Annotated in this window: 20 protein-coding genes; 6 read left to right on the top strand and 14 right to left on the bottom strand. The window is 60.8% G+C overall.

The genetic code is table 11. The features are described from left to right. Positions 1-241 precede the first annotated feature (241 nt). Positions 242-853, top strand: a complete 612-nt coding sequence (locus tag GC125_RS11355; RefSeq protein ID WP_151985770.1) for a transglutaminase-like cysteine peptidase — start codon at positions 242-244, stop codon at positions 851-853. Between the two features lie 85 nt (positions 854-938). Here the strand turns inward: GC125_RS11355 and GC125_RS11350 are convergent, their stop codons facing one another. Next, on the bottom strand, positions 939-1,466 hold the full coding sequence (locus tag GC125_RS11350) for a gamma carbonic anhydrase family protein (RefSeq protein WP_199864694.1): 528 nt from the start codon (positions 1,464-1,466) through the stop codon (positions 939-941). A 128-nt stretch (positions 1,467-1,594) separates the two neighbouring features. On the opposite strand from GC125_RS11350, the gene GC125_RS11345 reads away from it, so the two are divergent. Continuing rightward, a complete protein-coding gene (locus GC125_RS11345; protein WP_151985768.1) occupies positions 1,595-2,335 on the top strand; it encodes a hypothetical protein in 741 nt (246 codons plus the stop codon). 56 nt (positions 2,336-2,391) lie between these two features. Here GC125_RS11345 and GC125_RS11340 read toward each other — a convergent pair whose 3' ends face one another. The 4 genes from GC125_RS11340 to GC125_RS11325 all read right to left on the bottom strand — a co-directional run bounded on the left by GC125_RS11340 (position 2,392) and on the right by GC125_RS11325 (position 5,448). Continuing rightward, entirely contained in the window at positions 2,392-2,595 is a 204-nt protein-coding gene (locus tag GC125_RS11340; protein WP_126010450.1) for a DUF3126 family protein, read from the bottom strand. Between the two features lie 186 nt (positions 2,596-2,781). After that, complete coding sequence (cysE, locus tag GC125_RS11335; RefSeq protein ID WP_151985767.1) at positions 2,782-3,603, bottom strand: serine O-acetyltransferase; 822 nt, start codon at positions 3,601-3,603, stop codon at positions 2,782-2,784. Positions 3,604-3,787: 184 nt separating this feature from the next. Beyond that, on the bottom strand, positions 3,788-4,669 hold the full coding sequence (locus GC125_RS11330; RefSeq protein WP_151985766.1) for an alpha/beta fold hydrolase: 882 nt from the start codon (positions 4,667-4,669) through the stop codon (positions 3,788-3,790). Further along, positions 4,666-5,448, bottom strand: a complete 783-nt coding sequence (locus GC125_RS11325) for an alpha/beta fold hydrolase (RefSeq protein WP_151985765.1) — start codon at positions 5,446-5,448, stop codon at positions 4,666-4,668. The genes GC125_RS11330 and GC125_RS11325 overlap by 4 nt, the downstream gene beginning before the upstream one ends. A 159-nt stretch (positions 5,449-5,607) precedes the next feature. Between GC125_RS11325 and GC125_RS11320 the strand changes: the two genes are divergently transcribed. Together GC125_RS11320 and GC125_RS11315 are read left to right on the top strand one after the other, a co-directional pair. Then, entirely contained in the window at positions 5,608-5,853 is a 246-nt protein-coding gene (locus GC125_RS11320; protein WP_151985764.1) for a zinc-finger domain-containing protein, read from the top strand. 15 nt (positions 5,854-5,868) lie between these two features. Beyond that, the gene (locus GC125_RS11315; protein WP_151985763.1) at positions 5,869-7,035 is read left to right on the top strand and encodes an FAD-dependent oxidoreductase; all 1,167 of its coding nucleotides are present in this window, start codon (positions 5,869-5,871) and stop codon (positions 7,033-7,035) included. Positions 7,036-7,100: 65 nt separating this feature from the next. On the opposite strand, the gene GC125_RS11310 is transcribed toward GC125_RS11315, so the two are convergent. The 4 genes from GC125_RS11310 to GC125_RS11295 all read right to left on the bottom strand — a co-directional run bounded on the left by GC125_RS11310 (position 7,101) and on the right by GC125_RS11295 (position 11,521). Further along, positions 7,101-7,889: an amino acid ABC transporter ATP-binding protein gene (locus tag GC125_RS11310; RefSeq protein ID WP_151985762.1), complete on the bottom strand. Its 789-nt coding sequence runs from the start codon at positions 7,887-7,889 to the stop codon at positions 7,101-7,103. An 18-nt stretch (positions 7,890-7,907) separates the two neighbouring features. Then, positions 7,908-9,059 carry an amino acid ABC transporter permease gene (locus tag GC125_RS11305; protein ID WP_151985761.1) on the bottom strand — a complete coding sequence of 384 codons (1,152 nt, stop codon included), beginning with the start codon at positions 9,057-9,059 and terminating at the stop codon, positions 7,908-7,910. A gap of 19 nt (positions 9,060-9,078) precedes the next feature. Next, positions 9,079-10,278 (bottom strand): amino acid ABC transporter permease, encoded by a 1,200-nt coding sequence (locus GC125_RS11300; RefSeq protein ID WP_151985760.1) that lies wholly within the window; start codon positions 10,276-10,278, stop codon positions 9,079-9,081. Between the two features lie 223 nt (positions 10,279-10,501). Next, a complete protein-coding gene (locus GC125_RS11295) occupies positions 10,502-11,521 on the bottom strand; it encodes an amino acid ABC transporter substrate-binding protein (protein WP_151985759.1) in 1,020 nt (339 codons plus the stop codon). A 203-nt stretch (positions 11,522-11,724) separates the two neighbouring features. Between GC125_RS11295 and GC125_RS11290 the strand changes: the two genes are divergently transcribed. Together GC125_RS11290 and GC125_RS11285 are read left to right on the top strand one after the other, a co-directional pair. Further along, positions 11,725-13,002 carry a cystathionine beta-lyase gene (locus GC125_RS11290; protein ID WP_151985758.1) on the top strand — a complete coding sequence of 426 codons (1,278 nt, stop codon included), beginning with the start codon at positions 11,725-11,727 and terminating at the stop codon, positions 13,000-13,002. A gap of 273 nt (positions 13,003-13,275) precedes the next feature. Continuing rightward, positions 13,276-13,854 (top strand): transglycosylase SLT domain-containing protein, encoded by a 579-nt coding sequence (locus GC125_RS11285; protein ID WP_151985757.1) that lies wholly within the window; start codon positions 13,276-13,278, stop codon positions 13,852-13,854. A gap of 73 nt (positions 13,855-13,927) precedes the next feature. Here GC125_RS11285 and GC125_RS11280 read toward each other — a convergent pair whose 3' ends face one another. The 5 genes from GC125_RS11280 to GC125_RS11260 all read right to left on the bottom strand — a co-directional run bounded on the left by GC125_RS11280 (position 13,928) and on the right by GC125_RS11260 (position 18,127). After that, positions 13,928-14,197, bottom strand: coding sequence for an FtsB family cell division protein (locus GC125_RS11280; protein ID WP_502706051.1), 270 nt, complete (start codon positions 14,195-14,197; stop codon positions 13,928-13,930). Between the two features lie 145 nt (positions 14,198-14,342). Next, entirely contained in the window at positions 14,343-15,617 is a 1,275-nt protein-coding gene (eno, locus tag GC125_RS11275) for a phosphopyruvate hydratase (RefSeq protein WP_151985755.1), read from the bottom strand. 126 nt (positions 15,618-15,743) lie between these two features. After that, positions 15,744-16,280 (bottom strand): DUF992 domain-containing protein, encoded by a 537-nt coding sequence (locus GC125_RS11270; RefSeq protein ID WP_151985754.1) that lies wholly within the window; start codon positions 16,278-16,280, stop codon positions 15,744-15,746. 110 nt (positions 16,281-16,390) lie between these two features. Next, positions 16,391-17,230, bottom strand: a complete 840-nt coding sequence (kdsA, locus tag GC125_RS11265; RefSeq protein WP_151985753.1) for a 3-deoxy-8-phosphooctulonate synthase — start codon at positions 17,228-17,230, stop codon at positions 16,391-16,393. A 3-nt stretch (positions 17,231-17,233) separates the two neighbouring features. Next, a complete protein-coding gene (locus GC125_RS11260; RefSeq protein WP_151985752.1) occupies positions 17,234-18,127 on the bottom strand; it encodes a VOC family protein in 894 nt (297 codons plus the stop codon). Between the last annotated feature and the right edge of the window lie 53 nt (positions 18,128-18,180).

Below are 18,180 nucleotides of genomic sequence, written 5' to 3'. Positions count from 1 at the left end.
CTGTGCCAAATCAAGACAAGGCCGCCTCGCTTCAAGCCAGGCGGCCTTTTTCATTGGCAGAATCCCAGAGCACCGGGATTTCGATGGTAAACAAAGTCGCTCCACAATCGGTAAAATGCGCGATAGTATAGTTTCGAATTTATTGACGGGATACATTGGATTTTTACTTAACTCTACTGTACTATTTTGCGTGATCTAAAATTGTTCGTGGCAATGTCTTCCCAACACGGGGAAGCAACCAATGAACAAAATGCAAAAAGCAATCTTCACGGCAATCGCTCTGACGGGTGCCATTCTGGGACAGAACAGTGCAGGCGCAGCGTCGCTCAACATGGTCACCACCGGCGCCACGAGCCAGCCGATCGGCCATCACGAATTCTGCCTGCGCCAGCAGCAGGAATGCCAGGCGACTTCGGGCGTCACCGGCGCACCGGCGCAACTGACTCGTCAGGGCTGGGCCGACATGCTGCACGTCAACGCCACCGCGAACCGCACCATCATTCCGCTGACGGATCAGGAGATCTACGGCGTCGAGGAATATTGGGACTACCCGACCAGCGTCGGCGACTGCGAGGACTACGCTCTGCTCAAGCGTCGCATGCTGATGGAGCGCGGCTTTTCCGCCGAACATCTGCTGATCACCGTCGTCCTGCAGCCGGACGGCTCCGGCCACGCCGTGCTGACGGTCGCCACCGACCACGGCGACTTCATTCTCGACAATATGCGCGACCGCGTCATGCTCTGGTCCGACACGGAATACACCTATCTCAAGCGTCAGGCGGCCAACCATGCCGGGCGCTGGAACAAGATCGACGACAACCGCAATCCGATGGCGGTGGGCGCCGTCCGCTAATCCTCCAATCCCTAAGGCCCGTCCCGCTTCCCCGTAGGCGGGCCTCTCTGGCCGGTGCTCCAATAAGGAGCGCCGGCTTTTTCTGTCAGTTGATGCGCACGAGACCGGAGGCAAAGCGCTTGGCGTTGTCGATGTAGTGGGCGGCCGAAAGGCGAAGCATCGCGATCGCCGATTCATCCAGTTCGCGCACGACCTTGCCCGGCGAGCCCAGCACCATCGAATTGTCCGAAATGATCTTGCGTTCCGTCACTAGCGCGCCGGCGCCGATGAGGCAGTTCTTGCCGATTACCGCGCCGTTCAAGACCGTGGCGCCCATGCCGATCAGGCTGTTGTCTCCGATCGTGCAGCCATGCAGCATCGCCTTGTGACCGATGGTGCAGCCCTCGCCGATGCTCAGCGGAAACCCCATATCGGTGTGGAGGACGCAGTTCTCCTGGATGTTGGAGCCTCGCCCGACACGGATGAGTTCGTTATCGCCGCGCAGAACCGCGTTGAACCAGATCCCAACATCCTCGCCGATCTCCACGGCGCCGATCACCTCGGCGGAAGCGGCGATCCAGTGAAAACCGTCGGGCAGCGCCGGTTCTCTGTCATCCAGTCGGTAAAGTGCCAAATCCATCATCCTCCCAATTTAAAGCTCTGCATTAACAGCGGATTAACCCTGTTGGAGCAACCCTGAAGCCTGCGTGGCGTCTGCCGCCATCGATTCGATGCGGGCTCAGAATGCGCCAGAGAGGCATCATGGCATACGACCAGACCAGACATGAAGGCGAGCGCTTCGAACCGATCGTCACCTCGCGCCTTGTGACGCGCCTTATGCTCGGCATCTTTGCCTTCGCGGCGCTGTCGGCTTTGGCGGCGGTCGGCGGGCGGTGGGTCGGCGAGCGCATCGCGATGGCCGGGCACTCCACCTCGACCGAGCTTTTCCGCTCGGCTATCGGCGAAGACGTCTTCGATCTACCGGCCAATGTGATCCGCTTCGACAATCAGCGTCAGGCAGGTCCCAAAGCGAGCCTCGATCTCTATTTTCGCTGGCCTGATATGCAGGGCTATTCCTCGTCGACACGCGATGACTTCAACGCGGTCGACGGCAGTAGTGCGGTCATCTTCGTCTCGCTGACGCCGCAGATCATGTCCAAGGACATGTCCGGCCGTTACGCGCCGATCTACAGCCACCTCGTCGAAGGGGCAGCCGAGCCCGGTCCTTCGGGACTTGCCGTCCACAGGCTGACGCATGTGACCGGCTATGCCGGGGAACTCTTATATGTGGAGAACGGGGCCACTGCAGACCCTTATGTCGTGCGCTGCCTGGACGACACGGATGCATCCAGCTTCGGCCTCACGACGACGGCCTGCCAGCGCGATATCCTGGTCGGCAGCGACACGTCGGTGCTTTACCGGTTCCCGTCGGCACTTCTGCCGGAATGGCAATCGGTCGAAGATGCAGTGCGCCAATATCTGGATGCCGCACTGCTGGATTGAGATCGCATCAGCCGCGCTTTCGGTCCGCGGAACGGCCCGCACGGCTCAAATCCTGATCAAAGATCGACGTCGAGAATGGCCATCGAGAAGTTGAAGGAGAGATCGCCGTCTTCGTCGTCGCGGAAGACAACGCCAAGGAACTCGTCGCCGATATAAACCTCGGCGGAGTCATCCTTTCGCGGTCGCGCCTTGACCTGCATGCGGTCGTTGAAGGTGCGCTTGAAATAAGCCTCTAGCTTGCGGATTTCGTCGGGCTTCAATGGAGGCTCCGTGGCTTGCGGTCGGTGCAGTATGGTCACCGGCAAATCAGCGCGGCGCAATACAGACCGGAGTTTACAGATGATGGAACCGGCTGCAAATCACGTCAATGCAGTGCCGGTCGTGAACCGGAGCGCTTGTCGCATGCGGCAAGCCGGGCTGTAAACCCGGATTGCCGAAAAGCACCCTCAGATCGAGCCGAGAAGCTGGTCCATGGCACGCGACGGCTCGTCGCATCCCGCGCTGCCGATGACGCGCGCCGGAACGCCGGCGACGGTGGAGTTCGCGGGAACGGGCTTGAGCACGACGGAACCGGCTGCGATGCGCGAGCAATGGCCCACGACGATGTTGCCGAGGATCTTCGCACCGGCGCCAATCAGCACCCCGTTCTCAATCTTGGGGTGACGGTCGCCACTCTGTTTTCCGGTGCCACCGAGCGTCACGCCCTGCAGGATGGAAACGTTGTCACCGACCCGGGCCGTTGCACCGACGACGAGGCCAGTAGCGTGATCGAGGAAAATGCCCTTGCCGAACGGCGCAGCTGGATTGATGTCCGTCTGGAAGACGGCCGACGATCGGCTTTGGAGATAAAGCGCAAAATCGCGGCGCCCCATCGTCCAAAGCCAATGAGCCAGCCTGTGCGTCTGGATGGCGTGGAAACCCTTGAAATAAAGAACAGGTTCGATGAACCGGTCGCAGGCGGGATCACGGTCGTAGACGGCCTGGATATCAACCCGGAGCCAGGATTCCCATTCCCGCCAGTCGTCGCGCATTTCGAGGAACGCCTGGCGGATCACGCTCGCCGGCACATCGGCATGGTCGAGGCGCTCTGAGATCCGGTGGATCACCGCCTCCTCGAGACTGCGGGCGTTGAGAATGGTGCTGTAGAGAAAACCTGCCAGCACGGGTTCGTTAGCGGATGCTTCTTCGGCTTCCTGCCGGATCGCATTCCAGATCGGGTCCATGACCTTCAGGGTATCGGTTTGTTTTGCATCGCTGCGCGCAGCCATGGACGGCTCCTCTCGCAAAGTGGCTCCAGCCGCAAACATAGTGGACTGGTTGCCTGACTTAAATGGGGTGTTGGTACTATCAGGATCCAACGTGAATCTTTTATTCAGCGTGAACGGCCGTGAATGACGACGCCGCAACGGCCGGTGTAGGCGCGCTTATCAAGCCCCTCTTTGAAGCGCTGGACTACGATGCGACCGCCTGTTCTTCCAGCAGAAACGTGATCACGGCGTCAGTGAACGCGTCGTTCTTGTCACCGGCAACCATGTGACCAGCCCCGAGCACGTCGACATAGCGCGCATGCGGCGCAGCTTTGAGGAATTCGGCAACCGCCTCTTCCGTCACCAGTTCCGATTGTCGGCCGCGCACGAGCAATGTCGGCACCTTGAGCTTCGCCACGACCGAATCCAGCTCGGCCTCGACAGATGCACGTTCGAAATTAACCGGGCGCGGGCCACCCATGAATGCCGGGTCCCAATGCCAGCGATATCGTCCATCGTCGCCGCGTCTCAGGTTCTTTGCGAGCCCGGACAAGGTGGCCGGCTTGCGCCGCGCGGGCAGATATGCGCTGATGGCCGCTGCGGCCTCCTCGAGCGTGGCAAACCCCTCGCTCATGCGCTCTCCCATGAAGCCGTGGATGCGCCGAATTCCATCGGGATCCATGCGCGGCGTGACATCGACGAGGACGAGACCGCCGAGCAGACCGTGCCCGGCCCTACCCTCCGCCAACAGGGCGGCAAGCCCGCCGAGCGATGCGCCGACCACGATCGGAGGCCGGCCGTGCTGTTGCTCGATATCCTTGCAAATGGCCGCAAGATCGGCGGCGAAATCATAGAATGCATAGGCCTTGGAGCCGACCCAGGCGCTGTCGCCATGGCCGCGCTGGTCCATCGCGATTGCCGTGAAACCGGCGATCGCCAAAGCGCGGGCAGTGCCGCGCCAGGCATGCCGCGTCTGCCCGCCGCCATGGACGAGAAGAACGGGCGGATGAGCAGATTGCGTATTCGGCTTGTAAAGGTCGGCGACGATGCGATTGCCTTCGACGCCTGCGAACTCGATCGTCTTCAAACCGCGTCTTCTTCCGAAAGAAAATCGAGAACGGCTGCCTTGAACACCTTATCGCCTACCGCAAGCATATGATCGCGGTTCGGAATATCGACGCCGCGTGCATTGGGAAGCATGGCGACTAGCTCCTCAGGCGAGCCTGCGATGTCGTCCTTTGTGCCAACACCGACGAGCACCGGCATCGTCAGGCGCGCCAGTTGCTCGGGCTTCAGTTCCTCGCGCGAGGTGATGCAGGCGGCCAAGGCCTTGCGATCGCTCTTCGTCTGCTCGGCAAACATTCTGAACATTCGCCCGCGCGGGTGCGTTACTTCGTCGAGACTGTCAGCCAAAAGCGCCTCGGCAATCGGCGTCCAGTCGCCAACGCCCTTGACCAGACCCGCAGCGAGGCCGCCTAGAACGAGCCGGTTGACCCTCTCCGGAGCATGGTGGGCGAGAAATGCCGAATTGCGCGCACCCATGGAGTAGCCGAACACATGGGCTCGTTCGATGTCGAGGTAATCGAGCAAAGCAAGCCCGTCGCCGGCCATGATCGAAGCGGTATAGGCATCTGGATCATGCGGCTTGTCACTCTCGCCATGGCCACGATTGTCGAGCGCGATGGTACGATAGCCCGCCTGCGTCAGGGTCTTCACCCATCCGGGATAGACCCAGTTCACGTGGGCGGTGGATGCGAAGCCGTGAATGAGGAGGATGGGCGTACCGTCACGCGGCCCTTCGTCCAGATAGGCAATGTCGAGATCGCCCGATCGAAAGCGATGCATCTGCTTCTTGTCGAGATTCATGCGGGTCCTCTTTGTTGCGCGGCACACTAGAGGTAGACCCGACCGATCGGAAGACCCTGTGCCACGACAAGCAGGGCTTTCCCTCGAGAAACGACTACACTTTCGCCGTCGGCCTTTGTATGGTCCGGCGCGCGCAAGAACCGACAAACGGAGCAGACTATGGCTGGCCACGGCATTCCCCACTTTCAGAACGACGATGGACATGCCGTCGTGGAAATCGGGGTGAAGGAATTCATGTGCGTGGGTGCGACGCCGCCCTTCGATCACCCGCACGAGTTCCTTGACATGGGCGACGACAACGAAAAAGTCTGCCCGTACTGCTCGACGCTCTACCGATTCAATTCGAACCTCGGCACCACCGAAACACAGCCGGCGGGCTGCAGCTACGATCGCCAGGCCGCCTGAGGCGGCGGCGTTTCCGTGACAGGGCGCCATGCAGCCATCGTCGGAGCCGGCATTGCCGGCCTGACCTGCGCGCTGGCGCTTGCCCGCAAGGGATTCTCCGTCTCGATTTACGAGCAGGCGGCCGAGCTCGCCGAAGTCGGCGCCGGTCTTCAATTGTCGCCGAATGCCACGCGACTTCTGGATCGACTGGGTCTTGTGGAAAAGCTGGCTGCCAAATGGCATGAGCCGGCGTCGATCGACCTCGTCTCAGGCCTCACCGGTCGTCAGGTTGCGCAGGTGCCGGCCGGCGCCAAGGCGCGTCAGCGATGGGGCGCTCCCTATGCGGTGATCCACCGGGCAGATCTGCAATCGGTTCTGCATCAGGCTGTTCTGGACCATCCATCGATCGATCTTCATACGGGTGTGCGGATCGAAGGTGCGGGGGTCGAGGCCGTCAGAAGGGATGTTGAAGCGCGCAGCGGTCGGATTCCCGATCTGGTGGTTGGAGCCGACGGCGTCTGGTCCAGGATGCGCGCGAGCGCCGGCGGGCCTGCCAAGGCGCCGTTCACCGGGCAAATCGCCTGGCGAATGACCTTGCCGCGCGACGCGATCGGCTCCCTCTTCGATCCGGATAGGCTCAGCGCATTCATCGCACCGCAGACGCATCTCGTTGCCTACCCGCTGAAGACACGCGGTACGGTCAATCTGGTCGCGATCACCCATGGCGCCGCGATGGAAACGAACTGGTCGGGCAACAACGCCGGGCGCCAAGAACTGAGCCAAGCTTTCGGGCGCTGGTCTCAACGCCTGACCGGGCTGTTCGACCGCGCTGAAATGAACGGTCGATGGCCGATCCATGGATTATCTGGCCAGTACTGGGGTGCCGGGCGACTCGTGCTGATCGGCGATGCCGCACACGTCATGCCGCCCTATGCAGCGCAAGGTGCCGCCATGGCGATCGAGGATGCCTATGCCCTGGCTTCACATGTGGCGGGTGATGATCTCGATGCTGGTATTGCGGCTTTCGTCGCCGCCCGGCGTCCGCGGATCGACAAGGTTGCGCGACGCGCTGCCTTCAATCGCTTCGCCTACCATGCCCGCGGCCCGATCCGGCTCGGGCGGGATATCGTGCTGGCACTGCGCAGACCGGACGATCTGGCCGGCGATTTCGACTGGCTCTACGGCGACCGCTCCATCGAGTGACGACGGTCGGTCTTCGGTCAAAATGAACGGCGCGCATCGTCGAAGGACAATGCGCGCCATTTTCATTAGTGCAGGATCTGGCTCAGGAAGAGCTTGGTGCGCTCGTGCTGCGGATTGTCGAAGAACTCCGCCGGCGCGTTCTGCTCGACGATCTGTCCCTGGTCCATGAAGATGACGCGGTTGGCGACCTGACGGGCAAAACCCATTTCGTGCGTGACGCAGATCATGGTCATGCCTTCTTCGGCAAGGCTCACCATCGTGTCGAGCACTTCCTTGATCATTTCCGGATCGAGCGCCGAGGTCGGCTCATCGAACAGCATGATGCGCGGGTTCATACACAGCGACCGCGCGATGGCGACACGCTGCTGCTGACCGCCGGAGAGCTGGCCCGGATATTTGTGCGCCTGTTCGGGGATCTTGACGCGCTCGAGATAGTGCATCGCGATCTCGTCCGCCTTCTTCTTGGGCATCTTGCGGACCCAGATCGGCGCGAGCGTGCAGTTCTCGAGGATCGTCAAATGCGGGAAGAGATTGAAGTGCTGGAACACCATGCCGACTTCGCGGCGCACTTCGTCGATCTTCTTCAGATCGTTCGTCAACTCGATGCCGTCGACGACGATCTTGCCCTTCTGATGCTCCTCGAGCCGGTTGATGCACCGGATCATCGTGGACTTGCCGGAACCGGAAGGACCGGCAACGACGATCCGCTCCCCGCGCATGACGCGCAGGTTGATGTCGCGCAGAACGTGGAAATCCCCATACCATTTGTTCATGCCGACGATGTCGATGGCGACATCGGTGTCGGACACTTTCAATTTCGTCGCATCGAATTCCTGGGTAGCTGGCTCAGCCATGATAAATGCCCTTCAAGGTTACCGGTGGCTCGTGTCGAGGCGGCGCTCCATGTAGAGCGAGTATTTCGACATGCCGAAACAGAAAATGAAATAGACCAGCGCTGCGAAGACGAAGCCCGTGATCGCAGTTTGCGGCGCGGCCCAATTGGGATCGGCGAAGTTCAATTGAACGATGCCGAGCAAGTCGAAGATGCCGATGATGAGGACGAGGCTCGTGTCCTTGAACAGGCCGATGAAGGTGTTGACGATGCCGGGAATGACCATCGTCAGCGCCTGCGGCAGAATGATGAGTCGCATCTTCTGCCAGAAAGACAGACCCATCGCATCGGCCGCTTCGTACTGACCTTTCGGGATCGCCTGGAGACCGCCGCGGATGACCTCGGCCATGTAGGCCGATGCGAAGAAGGCAACGCCCACAAGCGCACGCAGCAATTTGTCGAAGGTCACGCCATCGGGCAGGAACAGAGGCAGCATCACCGACGACATGAAGAGGATGGTGATGAGCGGAACGCCACGCCAGAACTCGATGAAGACGATCGAGGCATATTTGACGAAGGGCAGGTGCGACCGGCGCCCGAGAGCGAGCAACACGCCAAGTGGCAGCGACACGACGATGCCGACTATGGCAACCACCAAAGTCACCAGCAAGCCGCCCCACAGATCGGTGCGAACCGGCTCCAGGCCGAACTGGCCGGTCAGCAGGATAAAGGCGATGACCGGGAAAATGACCAGCAGGAAGACCGCATTGAACTTCTTGTAAGGCACTGCAGGAATAGCCAACGGCACCAGCGAGAGGATCAACAGGATCGCGGTCAGATCCACCCGCCAGCGTTCATCCAGCGGATAGCGGCCATACATGAACTGGCCAAACTTCGCGTCGACAAAGGCCCAGCAGGCACCCTGGCCTTCGCCAAGACAAGCCTCGCGGTTCGAACCATCCCAGACGGCGTTAAAAAACGCCCAGTTGAAGAGCGGCGGCAGGATCCAGGCCAGGAACAAGGCCGTGAGGATCGTCAGCAGCGTGTCCTTCGGGGTCGCAAAGAGATTGAGTTTCAGCCAATAGCCGAGGCCACCTTCGCGCACGGGTGGAACCTGACTTTCGAGAAAGTCGTTGCGCACGAAAGCCAGTTTCGTCGTGGCAAGATCGGTTTCGGCGTGAGTATCGGACATTGTATTCTCCCCTCGCCGATCAGCGCTCGACCAGCGCGACGCGCGAGTTGAACCAGTTCATGAATGCCGATGTCAGCAGCGACAGCGTCAGATAGACGATCATGGTGATGGAAATGACTTCCACCGCCTGTCCGGTCTGGTTCGCCACCGTTCCGGAGAACACGGACACGAGATCCGGATAGCCGACGGCAATGGCCAGCGACGAGTTCTTCGTCAGGTTGAGATACTGGCTGGTCAGCGGCGGGATGATGACGCGCAGTGCCTGCGGAATGATGACGAGGCGCATCGTGGTGTTGGGACGCAGGCCGAGCGAGAACGCAGCCTCGGTTTGACCCTTTGAGACCGCGAGGATGCCCGCGCGGACAATTTCGGCGATGAATGCCGCGGTATAAAGCGACAAGCCAAGGAGCAGCGCCATGAATTCCGGCCGGATCGAGGAGCCGCCCGTAAAGTTGAAGCCGGTGAGTTCGGGATATTGCGCCGTAAAAGGCACGCCGGTGAGCAGAAGCACTGCGATCGGCAAACCAATGATCAGGCCGAGACACACCCGGATGGTCGGGAATATCTGGCCAGTGGCCAGCTGTCGGCGTTTGGCCCAGCGGCTGGTGACGATCGCCGCGGCGATGCCGATCGCAATCGAGGCATAAAAGATCGAAGCGCCTGCCTCCCCAATATACTGGGGCAGTATCAGGCCGCGGTTGTTCAGGAAAACCGAGCTGTTGAACATCTCGATGGACCCGCGCGGCGCAGGAAGCGCTGAAAGCACTGCCTTGTACCAGAAGAGCAACTGCAGCAGCAGCGGGATGTTGCGCAGCGTCTCCACATAGACCTCCGCGACCTTGCGGACGAGGAAGTTCTTGGAAAGCCGCGCGATGCCGACGATGAACCCGATGATGGTCGCAAAGAAGATACCGATGGCGGCGACGAAGATCGTGTTCGTCAGGCCGACGAAAAAGGCGCGCTGGTATGTTGAATTCGCCGTGTAGGGAATGAGCGACTGGCCGATATCGAAGCCGGCGCGGTTACCGAGAAAGCCGAACCCGGTGGCGATGCCGGCGCGCGCCAGATTGTTGGCAGCATTCGTGACGCCGGAATAGACCAAATACAGAATGAACAGGGCCAGAAGCACCTGAAAGACGATCCCGCGGATGACCGGATCGTAAAATAGAGATGCGCGTGCGGGCTGCGATGCGCTGGAATCAATTGTTGAAACTGTCATGGTGTCTCGCTTCCCGTTGCATGCCGGAGGCAACAGGCCTGTTCGAAGACCGACTTTTCAGCGGAACGACTTTATCGACCGGATCGTCGAAAGGTCGACCCACCAATACAAACACAGGACATGAAGTCGGCTGCACGTGACTGTACAAACCCACAACCCTGCCCTGATGTCGAAAGCGGTTCCGCGGCGTTGACACCGCGGAACCGCTGGTTTGGTTCCGGTCTTAGCGGATCGGCATGCCGTACTGCATGCCACCATCCGTATAGAGCGCGTTCAGACCACGTTCGATCTGAAGCGGCGAGTCAGCACCCACGTTGCGCTCGAAGATCTCGCCATAGTTGCCTACGTGACGGATGACCTTCACAAGCCAGTCGTTCTCGAGGCCCATATCGGCGCCGAACGTGCCGTCACCACCAAGTGCACGGCGGATGTCCGGGTTTTCCGAAGCAAGCATTTCCTCGAGATTTTCCGAAGAGATGCCAAGTTCTTCAGCGTAGACCAGGCCGTAATAAACCCACTTGGCGATGCCGAACCACTGATCGTCGCCACGACGAACGGAAGGCCCGAGAGGCTCTTTGGAGATCAGCTCGGGAAGAACGACGTGGTCGTCCGGATTGTCCAGCGTCAGACGGATCGCATAGAGGCCCGAGCTGTCGGTCGTGTAGACGTCGCAACGGCCGGCGTTGTAGGCGGCGTTGACCTCTTCCAGGCCTTCGAAGACAACCGGATTGTATTCCATGTTGTTGGAGCTGAAATAGTCGGTAAGGTTGAGCTCGGTCGTCGTGCCGGACTGAACGCAGACCGATGCGCCCGAAAGCTGCAGAGCGGAATCGACGTTGAGTTCGGCAGGCACCATGAAGCCCTGGCCGTCATAGAACGTTACGCCGACGAAGTTCAGGCCGAGTGCCGTATCGCGGCTCATGGTCCAGGTCGTGTTGCGGGAGAGCACGTCGATCTCACCGGACTGCAGCGCCGTGAAGCGCTCGACAGCGGAAAGCGGCGAGAAGCGAACTGCGGCCGGATCGTCGAAGACCGCAGCAGCCATGGCGCGGCAGAAGTCGACGTCGAGGCCGGTCCATTCGCCAGCATCGTCGGTGTTCGAGAAGCCTGCCAGGCCAGTGGAAACGCCGCACTGGATATAGCCCTTCTCTTGCACGGCCTCCAGCGTCTGTGCCGAAGCCGCATGCGCGCCGATCGTCAGGGCGGCAGCACCAGCCACGGCCGACAGAATGATCTTTGTCATCGTTATACCTTTTGATTGTTGCCCTCTGCACTCCCCACTTCCCTCTGAAGGCCATTCGAAGCGCTTTGATCGCCAACCCCAGCCACAGATCGAAAATGGGTATCCCATCACATTCCGAAACAGCGGAGGGGTCAAGACCCGATGTGCAGAAATAGGAGGCAGTGATTTTCTTTAGGCGCCTGATTTAGGGGCAGCACGCCTGAATGTGTGCAAACGCGACTTGGCCATTGGTTTTCGCGTACGTCCTGAATAGTGTGGCGCCCGATTTAGGCAGGCAAAGCGGCAACAGGGATAAAGACGTGACAACAAACGACAAAAGCCACGGCATCAACACCCGTCTCGCGCACATGGGCAATGACCCGAAGGACTTCTTCGGTTTCGTCAATCCTCCGGTGGTGCGCGCGTCGACCGTGCTTTTCCCGACGGCCGATCGTATGGAGCGCCGCGACCAGCAATACACCTACGGCACCAAGGGAACGCCGACGACGGATGCACTCGCCGCGGCGATCGATGAGCTCGAAGGGTCTGCCGGTACCATTCTCGTTCCGTCGGGCCTTGCCGCCGTCAGCATTCCGCTCCTCGCCTTTCTCTCGTCGGGCGATCACGTTCTGATCGTCGATTCGGTCTATTTCCCCACCCGGCACTTCGCAGACTCCATGCTCAAGCGGCTCGGCATCGAAGTGGAGTATTACGATCCGGCGCTTGGCGCCGACATCGTGAACGTCATGAAGCCAAATACCAAAGTGGTTCTCACGGAATCCCCTGGCTCGAACACGTTCGAAATGCAGGACATTCCGGCGATCGCCACAGCAGCGCATGCGGTCGACGCTGTCGTCATGATGGACAACACATGGGCCACGCCGCTCTTCTTCCGTCCTCTCGATTTCGGCGTCGACATTTCGATCCACGCCGCGACCAAGTATCCGAGCGGACATTCCGACGTGCTGCTCGGCACCGTTTCCGCCAACGAGCGCTGCTGGTCGCAGTTGAAGGAAACGCAGTTCGCCATGGGCGTTTGCGCCGCGCCGGACGATTGCTACACCATTCTACGCGGGTTGCGCACGATGGGCGTGCGGCTGGAGCGTCACCAGAAATCCGCCCTCTCTCTCGCAGAAAGCCTGGAGGGCAAGCCCGGCGTCGCGCGCGTGCTGCACCCGGCGCTTCCCAGCTTTCCCGGGCACGATCTCTGGAAGCGCGACTTTTGCGGCGCGAGCGGGCTCTTCTCCATCGTGCTCGATTGCCCCGACGCGCGGCACCACAGGGCGACGGCACATGCGTTTCTTGATGCGCTTCAGATCTTTGGTCTCGGCTATTCCTGGGGAGGCTATGAGAGCCTGGCCGTCGTCGCCAATCTTTCAGACCGGACCGTGGCGAAAGCGCCGAATGAAGGTCCCGTCATCCGTCTCCAGATCGGCCTGGAAGACGCTGCAGATCTACTGGCAGATATCGAGCGAGGTCTGGCGGCAGCGGCAAGCGTGTAATTTAACGTGAAAAGTCCCGCAAATGCGCCTGACCCAGCGGAACTGCACGGGCCCTTTCCGCATTAAGCGGCGACAACGCACAGCGCTGAAGGAGCGGGCACATGAAAAAACTGATCTACGCATTCATCTTCAAGAAGGCGCTGGAATATTTCCGTCGCAAACGTGCTCGGCCGGGTCCCCGGTCGTAGCAAGGACATCATCCAAGTGGCATCGTTAACGGGATCCTTACAATTTTAAGCAATGACTCGTGCTTGATTGCATGAGGTTTTTGTTATGCGTGCCATGCTTCTCATCGCCATGCTGGTTATTGCCGGCTGTGCGAGTCCCCCATCGCAAACGAACAATGTTTGTGCCGTATTCGACCAACGCGACGGATTCGTCGGCAACTGGTATCGACAGGCAAAAGCCGCCGAGCGGCAATATGGTGTTCCCGTCCCAATCCTGATGGCGACCATCAATACCGAATCGAGCTTCAGAGCCCGCGCCCGTCCGCCTAGGAAGATGGTTCTGGGCTTCATTCCCGGAAAGCGGGCCTCTACCGCATATGGCTACTCCCAGGCTCTCGACGGCACCTGGGCCGAGTATCAGGCAAAGACCGGACGTTGGTCTGCACGGCGAACGAATTTCGGCGATGCTGTGACGTTCGTCGCCTGGTACCACCATCAAAGCCATCAGCGGAATGGCATTGCGCTCAACGACATGCGCAACCTTTACCTAGCCTATTACTCAGGTCACGGCGGCTATTCCCGCGGTTCATGGCGCAACAGCTCGATCGCGTTGCGCGGCGCCGACCGTGCTGCACAGATGGCACAAACCTACGCCAACCAGATGCGCGCCTGCGGGCGCGCGTAACCTTATTCCAGAGACGACAAGAAAAAGGGCGCTCACCGAGCGCCCTTTTCGCATGTGGATAATGGAATGACGATCAGCGGTAGATGACGATTTCGTCCGGCCGGGCGACGTTCAGAAGGTCTCGCGCGCGTTCGTCGAGCATGTCACGCTCAAGCGTCGTGTTCTCAAGAAGCGCGACGCGCTTTTCCAGCGCCTCGCGTTCGGCGACCATCTCGTTCAACTCGGCCCGCAGCTCCATGGCACGGTGCTCCAGGTGCATCTTGGCGTTGAGGCCATAGGCACCGTGAACCGCATGAAAGCCGAAATAGGCGAAGAACGAGATCGCGACTGCTGGAATGACCAACCGCGAAAGCTTCGAATTTCTCTTTTGTCGTGTCGACATGAACGCGCTACCCATAGCCCCGCAGGGCAACTGACGACATTCATAGTCTTGGCACGATCATGCTTAAGAGACGGTTATCACCGCCTCTCAAGCATTGCATGAGCGGTCAGCCGCGAAGGATTTCGCGACCGGCATAGACGGCTTGGGCGCCGAGCTCTTCCTCGATGCGGATCAGCTGGTTGTACTTCGCGAGCCGGTCGGAACGAGCAAGCGAACCGGTCTTGATCTGTCCGCAATTGGTGGCGACGGCGAGATCGGCAATCGTGGAATCTTCCGTCTCGCCGGAGCGGTGCGACATGACGGCCGTGTAATTGGCGCGATGCGCCATCGAAACGGCGTTCAGCGTCTCCGTGAGCGTCCCGATCTGATTGACCTTGACGAGTATCGAGTTGGCGACGCCCATCTTGATGCCGTCGCGCAGGCGCGCGGAATTGGTGACGAATAGGTCGTCTCCAACGAGCTGGCACTTGCTGCCGACCTTGTCGGTCAGAGCCTTCCAGCCGTCCCAATCGTCTTCAGCCATGCCGTCCTCGATAGAGGCAATCGGATACTTGCTGACGAGTTCGGCGAGGTAATCGGCCATGGCCTCGGGCTCAAGTGTCCGGCCTTCTCCTTCGAGCACGTATTTCCCGTCCTTGAAGAACTCGGTCGAGGCACAGTCGAGGGCGAGATACATGTCCTCGCCGGGGCGATAACCGGCCTTTTCGATCGACTTCATGATGAAATCGAGAGCCGCCGGGGCGCTTTCGATGTTGGGAGCGAAGCCGCCTTCGTCGCCGACATTGGTGTTATGACCGTTCGCCGACAGCTCTTTCTTCAGCGTGTGGAAAACTTCGGCGCCCATGCGCACGGCGTCGCGCAGCGATTCAGCGCCGACGGGCATGATCATGAATTCTTGGAAGTCGATCGGGTTGTCGGCATGCTCGCCGCCATTGATGATGTTCATCATCGGTACCGGCAGCACATGCGCATGCACGCCGCCGACATAGCGGTAGAGCGGCAAGGTGTTGGCTTCCGCCGCAGCCTTGGCGACCGCGAGCGAAACGCCGAGAATGGCGTTGGCGCCGAGACGCGACTTGTTCGGCGTGCCGTCAAGCTCAATCATCAAATCGTCGATGTGGATCTGGTTTTCGGCTTCGAGACCGGACAGCGCGTCGAAGATTTCGCCATTGACCGATTCGACGGCCTGCTCGACGCCCTTGCCAAGGTAGCGCTCTCCACCGTCGCGCAGTTCGACAGCCTCATGGGCACCTGTCGAGGCGCCGGACGGAACTGCCGCGCGGCCCATCGAACCATCTTCGAGGATCACATCCACCTCGACTGTGGGATTGCCCCGGCTGTCGAGAATTTCACGTCCGATGATGTCGACGATGGCGGTCATTGCGGCGTCCTTTCAGAGGGAAGACCAAAGGAGGGTGTCCGCGCGCCGTCTTAATGGATGGGGGGAAAAAGGCAATGGAGGCGGGCCTTCGCGAACGATGCTCGCGAAGGCCGATTGGTTGTCTGGTCAGTTGACCGGGTTCAGCGTCATCGACGTGCCGGCAGCGGCAACGTTGAGGCCGAGCTGGCCAGTCACGCTGACGGTCTGCAGCTGGACGGAACCGGCGGTTCCACCGATCAGCACGTTGGTGCCGACACCGGCGCCGACCGTGGCTTCGGCTGTCAGGCCCTTGTAGAGGCCCCCGAGCGAACCCTGATGATAACCGGCGGTCGGAGCAACGACTGCCCAGATCATGCGCTGGTTGGTGGTGAAGCCGAGATCGACGCCGAGCTTGCGGATCGTGCCGGTATAGGCATCTGTCGGGGCCGCACCGGCAGCCGGGCGGAACACGCAATCGACCGACTTGGCCGAGCCGAGCACGTAGCCCACGCCGCTGCCGATACCGCAATCCAGGTAGCCGACGCGCACGCCATCACGCGGACCGGCATCCTGATAGACGACCGGAGCATCCTGGTAGACCGGGGCGATGTCGGCAGCGTGAGCGATCGAGGCGCCTGCGAGCGCGACAGATCCCAGCACTGCGCTGGCGATTATTTTTCTCATTGACGTCTCCTTTATGGGAAGCGCCGGCCAAGGGAATGGGAAGTTCCCGGCCGGCACCTGACCACGAAACGCACAATTAACGATTATGATCCCGGCAATATTTTGATCGTCTAATGCTGTGCCCGTTTGGCAACGGCATCGAAGGCCATCAAGGTCTCGAGAAGACGCCGCATGTCCTTGATCGGCACCATGTTCGGGCCGTCCGACGGGGCATTGTCCGGGTCCTCATGCGTTTCGATGAAGACGCCGGCGACGCCGACTGCCACGGCTGCACGCGCCAGCGTCTCGACGAACTCGCGCTGGCCGCCCGTTGATCCGCCCTGCCCGCCAGGCTGCTGGACGGAGTGGGTGGCATCGAACACGACCGGCGCGCCGAGCGCGGCCATGATCGGCAGCGAGCGCATGTCGGAAACGAGCGTGTTGTAGCCGAAGGAAGCGCCGCGCTCTGTCAGGAGCACGTTCGGATTGCCGCTCTCGGTCACCTTGGCGAGCACGTTCTTCATGTCCCAGGGCGCGAGGAACTGGCCCTTCTTGATGTTGACCACGCGGCCGGTCTTGGCGGCGGCGATCAGGAGATCCGTCTGGCGGCTGAGAAACGCCGGGATCTGCAGGATGTCCACCACTTCTCCGACGACGGCACACTGCTCTTCGGTGTGAACGTCGGTCAGTACCGGAAGGTCGAACTCACGCTTGATGTCGGCGAAGACCTCGAGGCTCTTTTCAAGGCCGATGCCGCGCTTGCCGCCGATCGATGTGCGATTGGCCTTGTCGAACGAGGATTTGTAGACGAGGCCGATCCCCAACTCCGCACAGAGCGTCTTCAGTTGCCCGGCCAGGTCGAAGGCATGGTCGCGGCTTTCCATCTGGCACGGACCGGCGATCAGGCTGAGCGGGCCCGAATTATCGAATGCGACATTGCCGGCATTCACGATGCTTGCAGGGCTTGCCATGGCTTACGCCTCCTCGAAGATAAAGATTGCACCTTGGCCGGCCGCGCGGTCGACGATCAGCCGGTTGCCGGAGGTGCGGGTCGCGATGCCGGACCGTGAGATATGCGCCTGGCACGCGGCCAGATCGGCGACAGTGAAGATGACGGCGGTCAGATGGATGCCGCGCTCGCGACCCTCCGTCTTCGCGCCAAAGTAGCCTTCGAGCCCGGCGGGCGTCAGCACGGAAAGACGGGCGTTGGTGGCATCGACCGAAATTCCGAAGGAATGGGCCTCGACGTTTCGCGTGCCGGCGATTTCCTGAAGCAGGTACTGGAAATCGGATGGGTTTTCTTCGACCGCAATCACCTCACGGATGGCCACGACACCGTTGAGGTGGCTTTCCAGGGCCGAACGGTCCACGGCCGGAACGTTGATGCGCTGGCAGGTGAAGAAATACGCGTCTGGCGCACGCGGGTCGGCCGCGAAGGAGAGCTTGAAGGCCGCCTCGCCTTCCTCGCCTGCCGGTGTCTTGAACTTGCGCGAGAAGCTGAGCATCCGCCCGGCAGACAGCCCGGCCTCCGTAAACTCGGCATCGTCGCGATCGGCGTCTTCGCTCCCCATCACGATCGCGGAGAAGCCATCCTGTCCGCGGCGGAACCTGTAGGCCTGGTCCCGGCCGACGAAAACGTTTCCAGCACGCGCTTCGGCTTCGCAGACTTCCCGGTCGGCGACGGCCAAAGGCTCGAGAAACGTTCCGCCCTTGAAGAACACGCAGGCGTTTTCTGTGCCGAACGGGTGCTCGCCGCGCGGCGCGACCGTAAAGCCAAGCGCCTCGTAGCGGCTGCGCGCCGTTGCGAGATCGGAGACGGGAAGGACCAGGTGGTCGAGCGGACGGGTGATCTGCGAGGATGCGTTCATGGCCGGGCTTCTAACGCCCGGACCCGATCGTGGCAACGGTCAAGACAGCCCGC

This window comes from Rhizobium sp. EC-SD404, assembly GCF_902498825.1.
Lineage (GTDB): Bacteria > Pseudomonadota > Alphaproteobacteria > Rhizobiales > Rhizobiaceae > Georhizobium.
The sequence above is the reverse complement of the archived record's forward strand: the minus strand, read 5'-3'. Positions and strand labels throughout refer to the sequence as shown.

Coding starts and splice junctions, on each gene's coding strand:
- GC125_RS11325 (WP_151985765.1), bottom strand. CDS start 5,448: ATGAATCTCGACAAGAAGCAGATGCATCGCTTTCGATCGGGCGATCTC.
- eno (WP_151985755.1), bottom strand. CDS start 15,617: ATGACCGCCATCGTCGACATCATCGGACGTGAAATTCTCGACAGCCGG.
- GC125_RS11320 (WP_151985764.1), top strand. CDS start 5,608: ATGGCTGGCCACGGCATTCCCCACTTTCAGAACGACGATGGACATGCC.
- GC125_RS11310 (WP_151985762.1), bottom strand. CDS start 7,889: ATGGCTGAGCCAGCTACCCAGGAATTCGATGCGACGAAATTGAAAGTG.
- GC125_RS11270 (WP_151985754.1), bottom strand. CDS start 16,280: ATGAGAAAAATAATCGCCAGCGCAGTGCTGGGATCTGTCGCGCTCGCA.
- kdsA (WP_151985753.1), bottom strand. CDS start 17,230: ATGGCAAGCCCTGCAAGCATCGTGAATGCCGGCAATGTCGCATTCGAT.
- GC125_RS11295 (WP_151985759.1), bottom strand. CDS start 11,521: ATGACAAAGATCATTCTGTCGGCCGTGGCTGGTGCTGCCGCCCTGACG.
- GC125_RS11290 (WP_151985758.1), top strand. CDS start 11,725: ATGTGTGCAAACGCGACTTGGCCATTGGTTTTCGCGTACGTCCTGAAT.
- GC125_RS11305 (WP_151985761.1), bottom strand. CDS start 9,059: ATGTCCGATACTCACGCCGAAACCGATCTTGCCACGACGAAACTGGCT.
- GC125_RS11355 (WP_151985770.1), top strand. CDS start 242: ATGAACAAAATGCAAAAAGCAATCTTCACGGCAATCGCTCTGACGGGT.
- cysE (WP_151985767.1), bottom strand. CDS start 3,603: ATGGCTGCGCGCAGCGATGCAAAACAAACCGATACCCTGAAGGTCATG.
- GC125_RS11300 (WP_151985760.1), bottom strand. CDS start 10,278: ATGACAGTTTCAACAATTGATTCCAGCGCATCGCAGCCCGCACGCGCA.
- GC125_RS11285 (WP_151985757.1), top strand. CDS start 13,276: ATGCGTGCCATGCTTCTCATCGCCATGCTGGTTATTGCCGGCTGTGCG.
- GC125_RS11260 (WP_151985752.1), bottom strand. CDS start 18,127: ATGAACGCATCCTCGCAGATCACCCGTCCGCTCGACCACCTGGTCCTT.
- GC125_RS11345 (WP_151985768.1), top strand. CDS start 1,595: ATGGCATACGACCAGACCAGACATGAAGGCGAGCGCTTCGAACCGATC.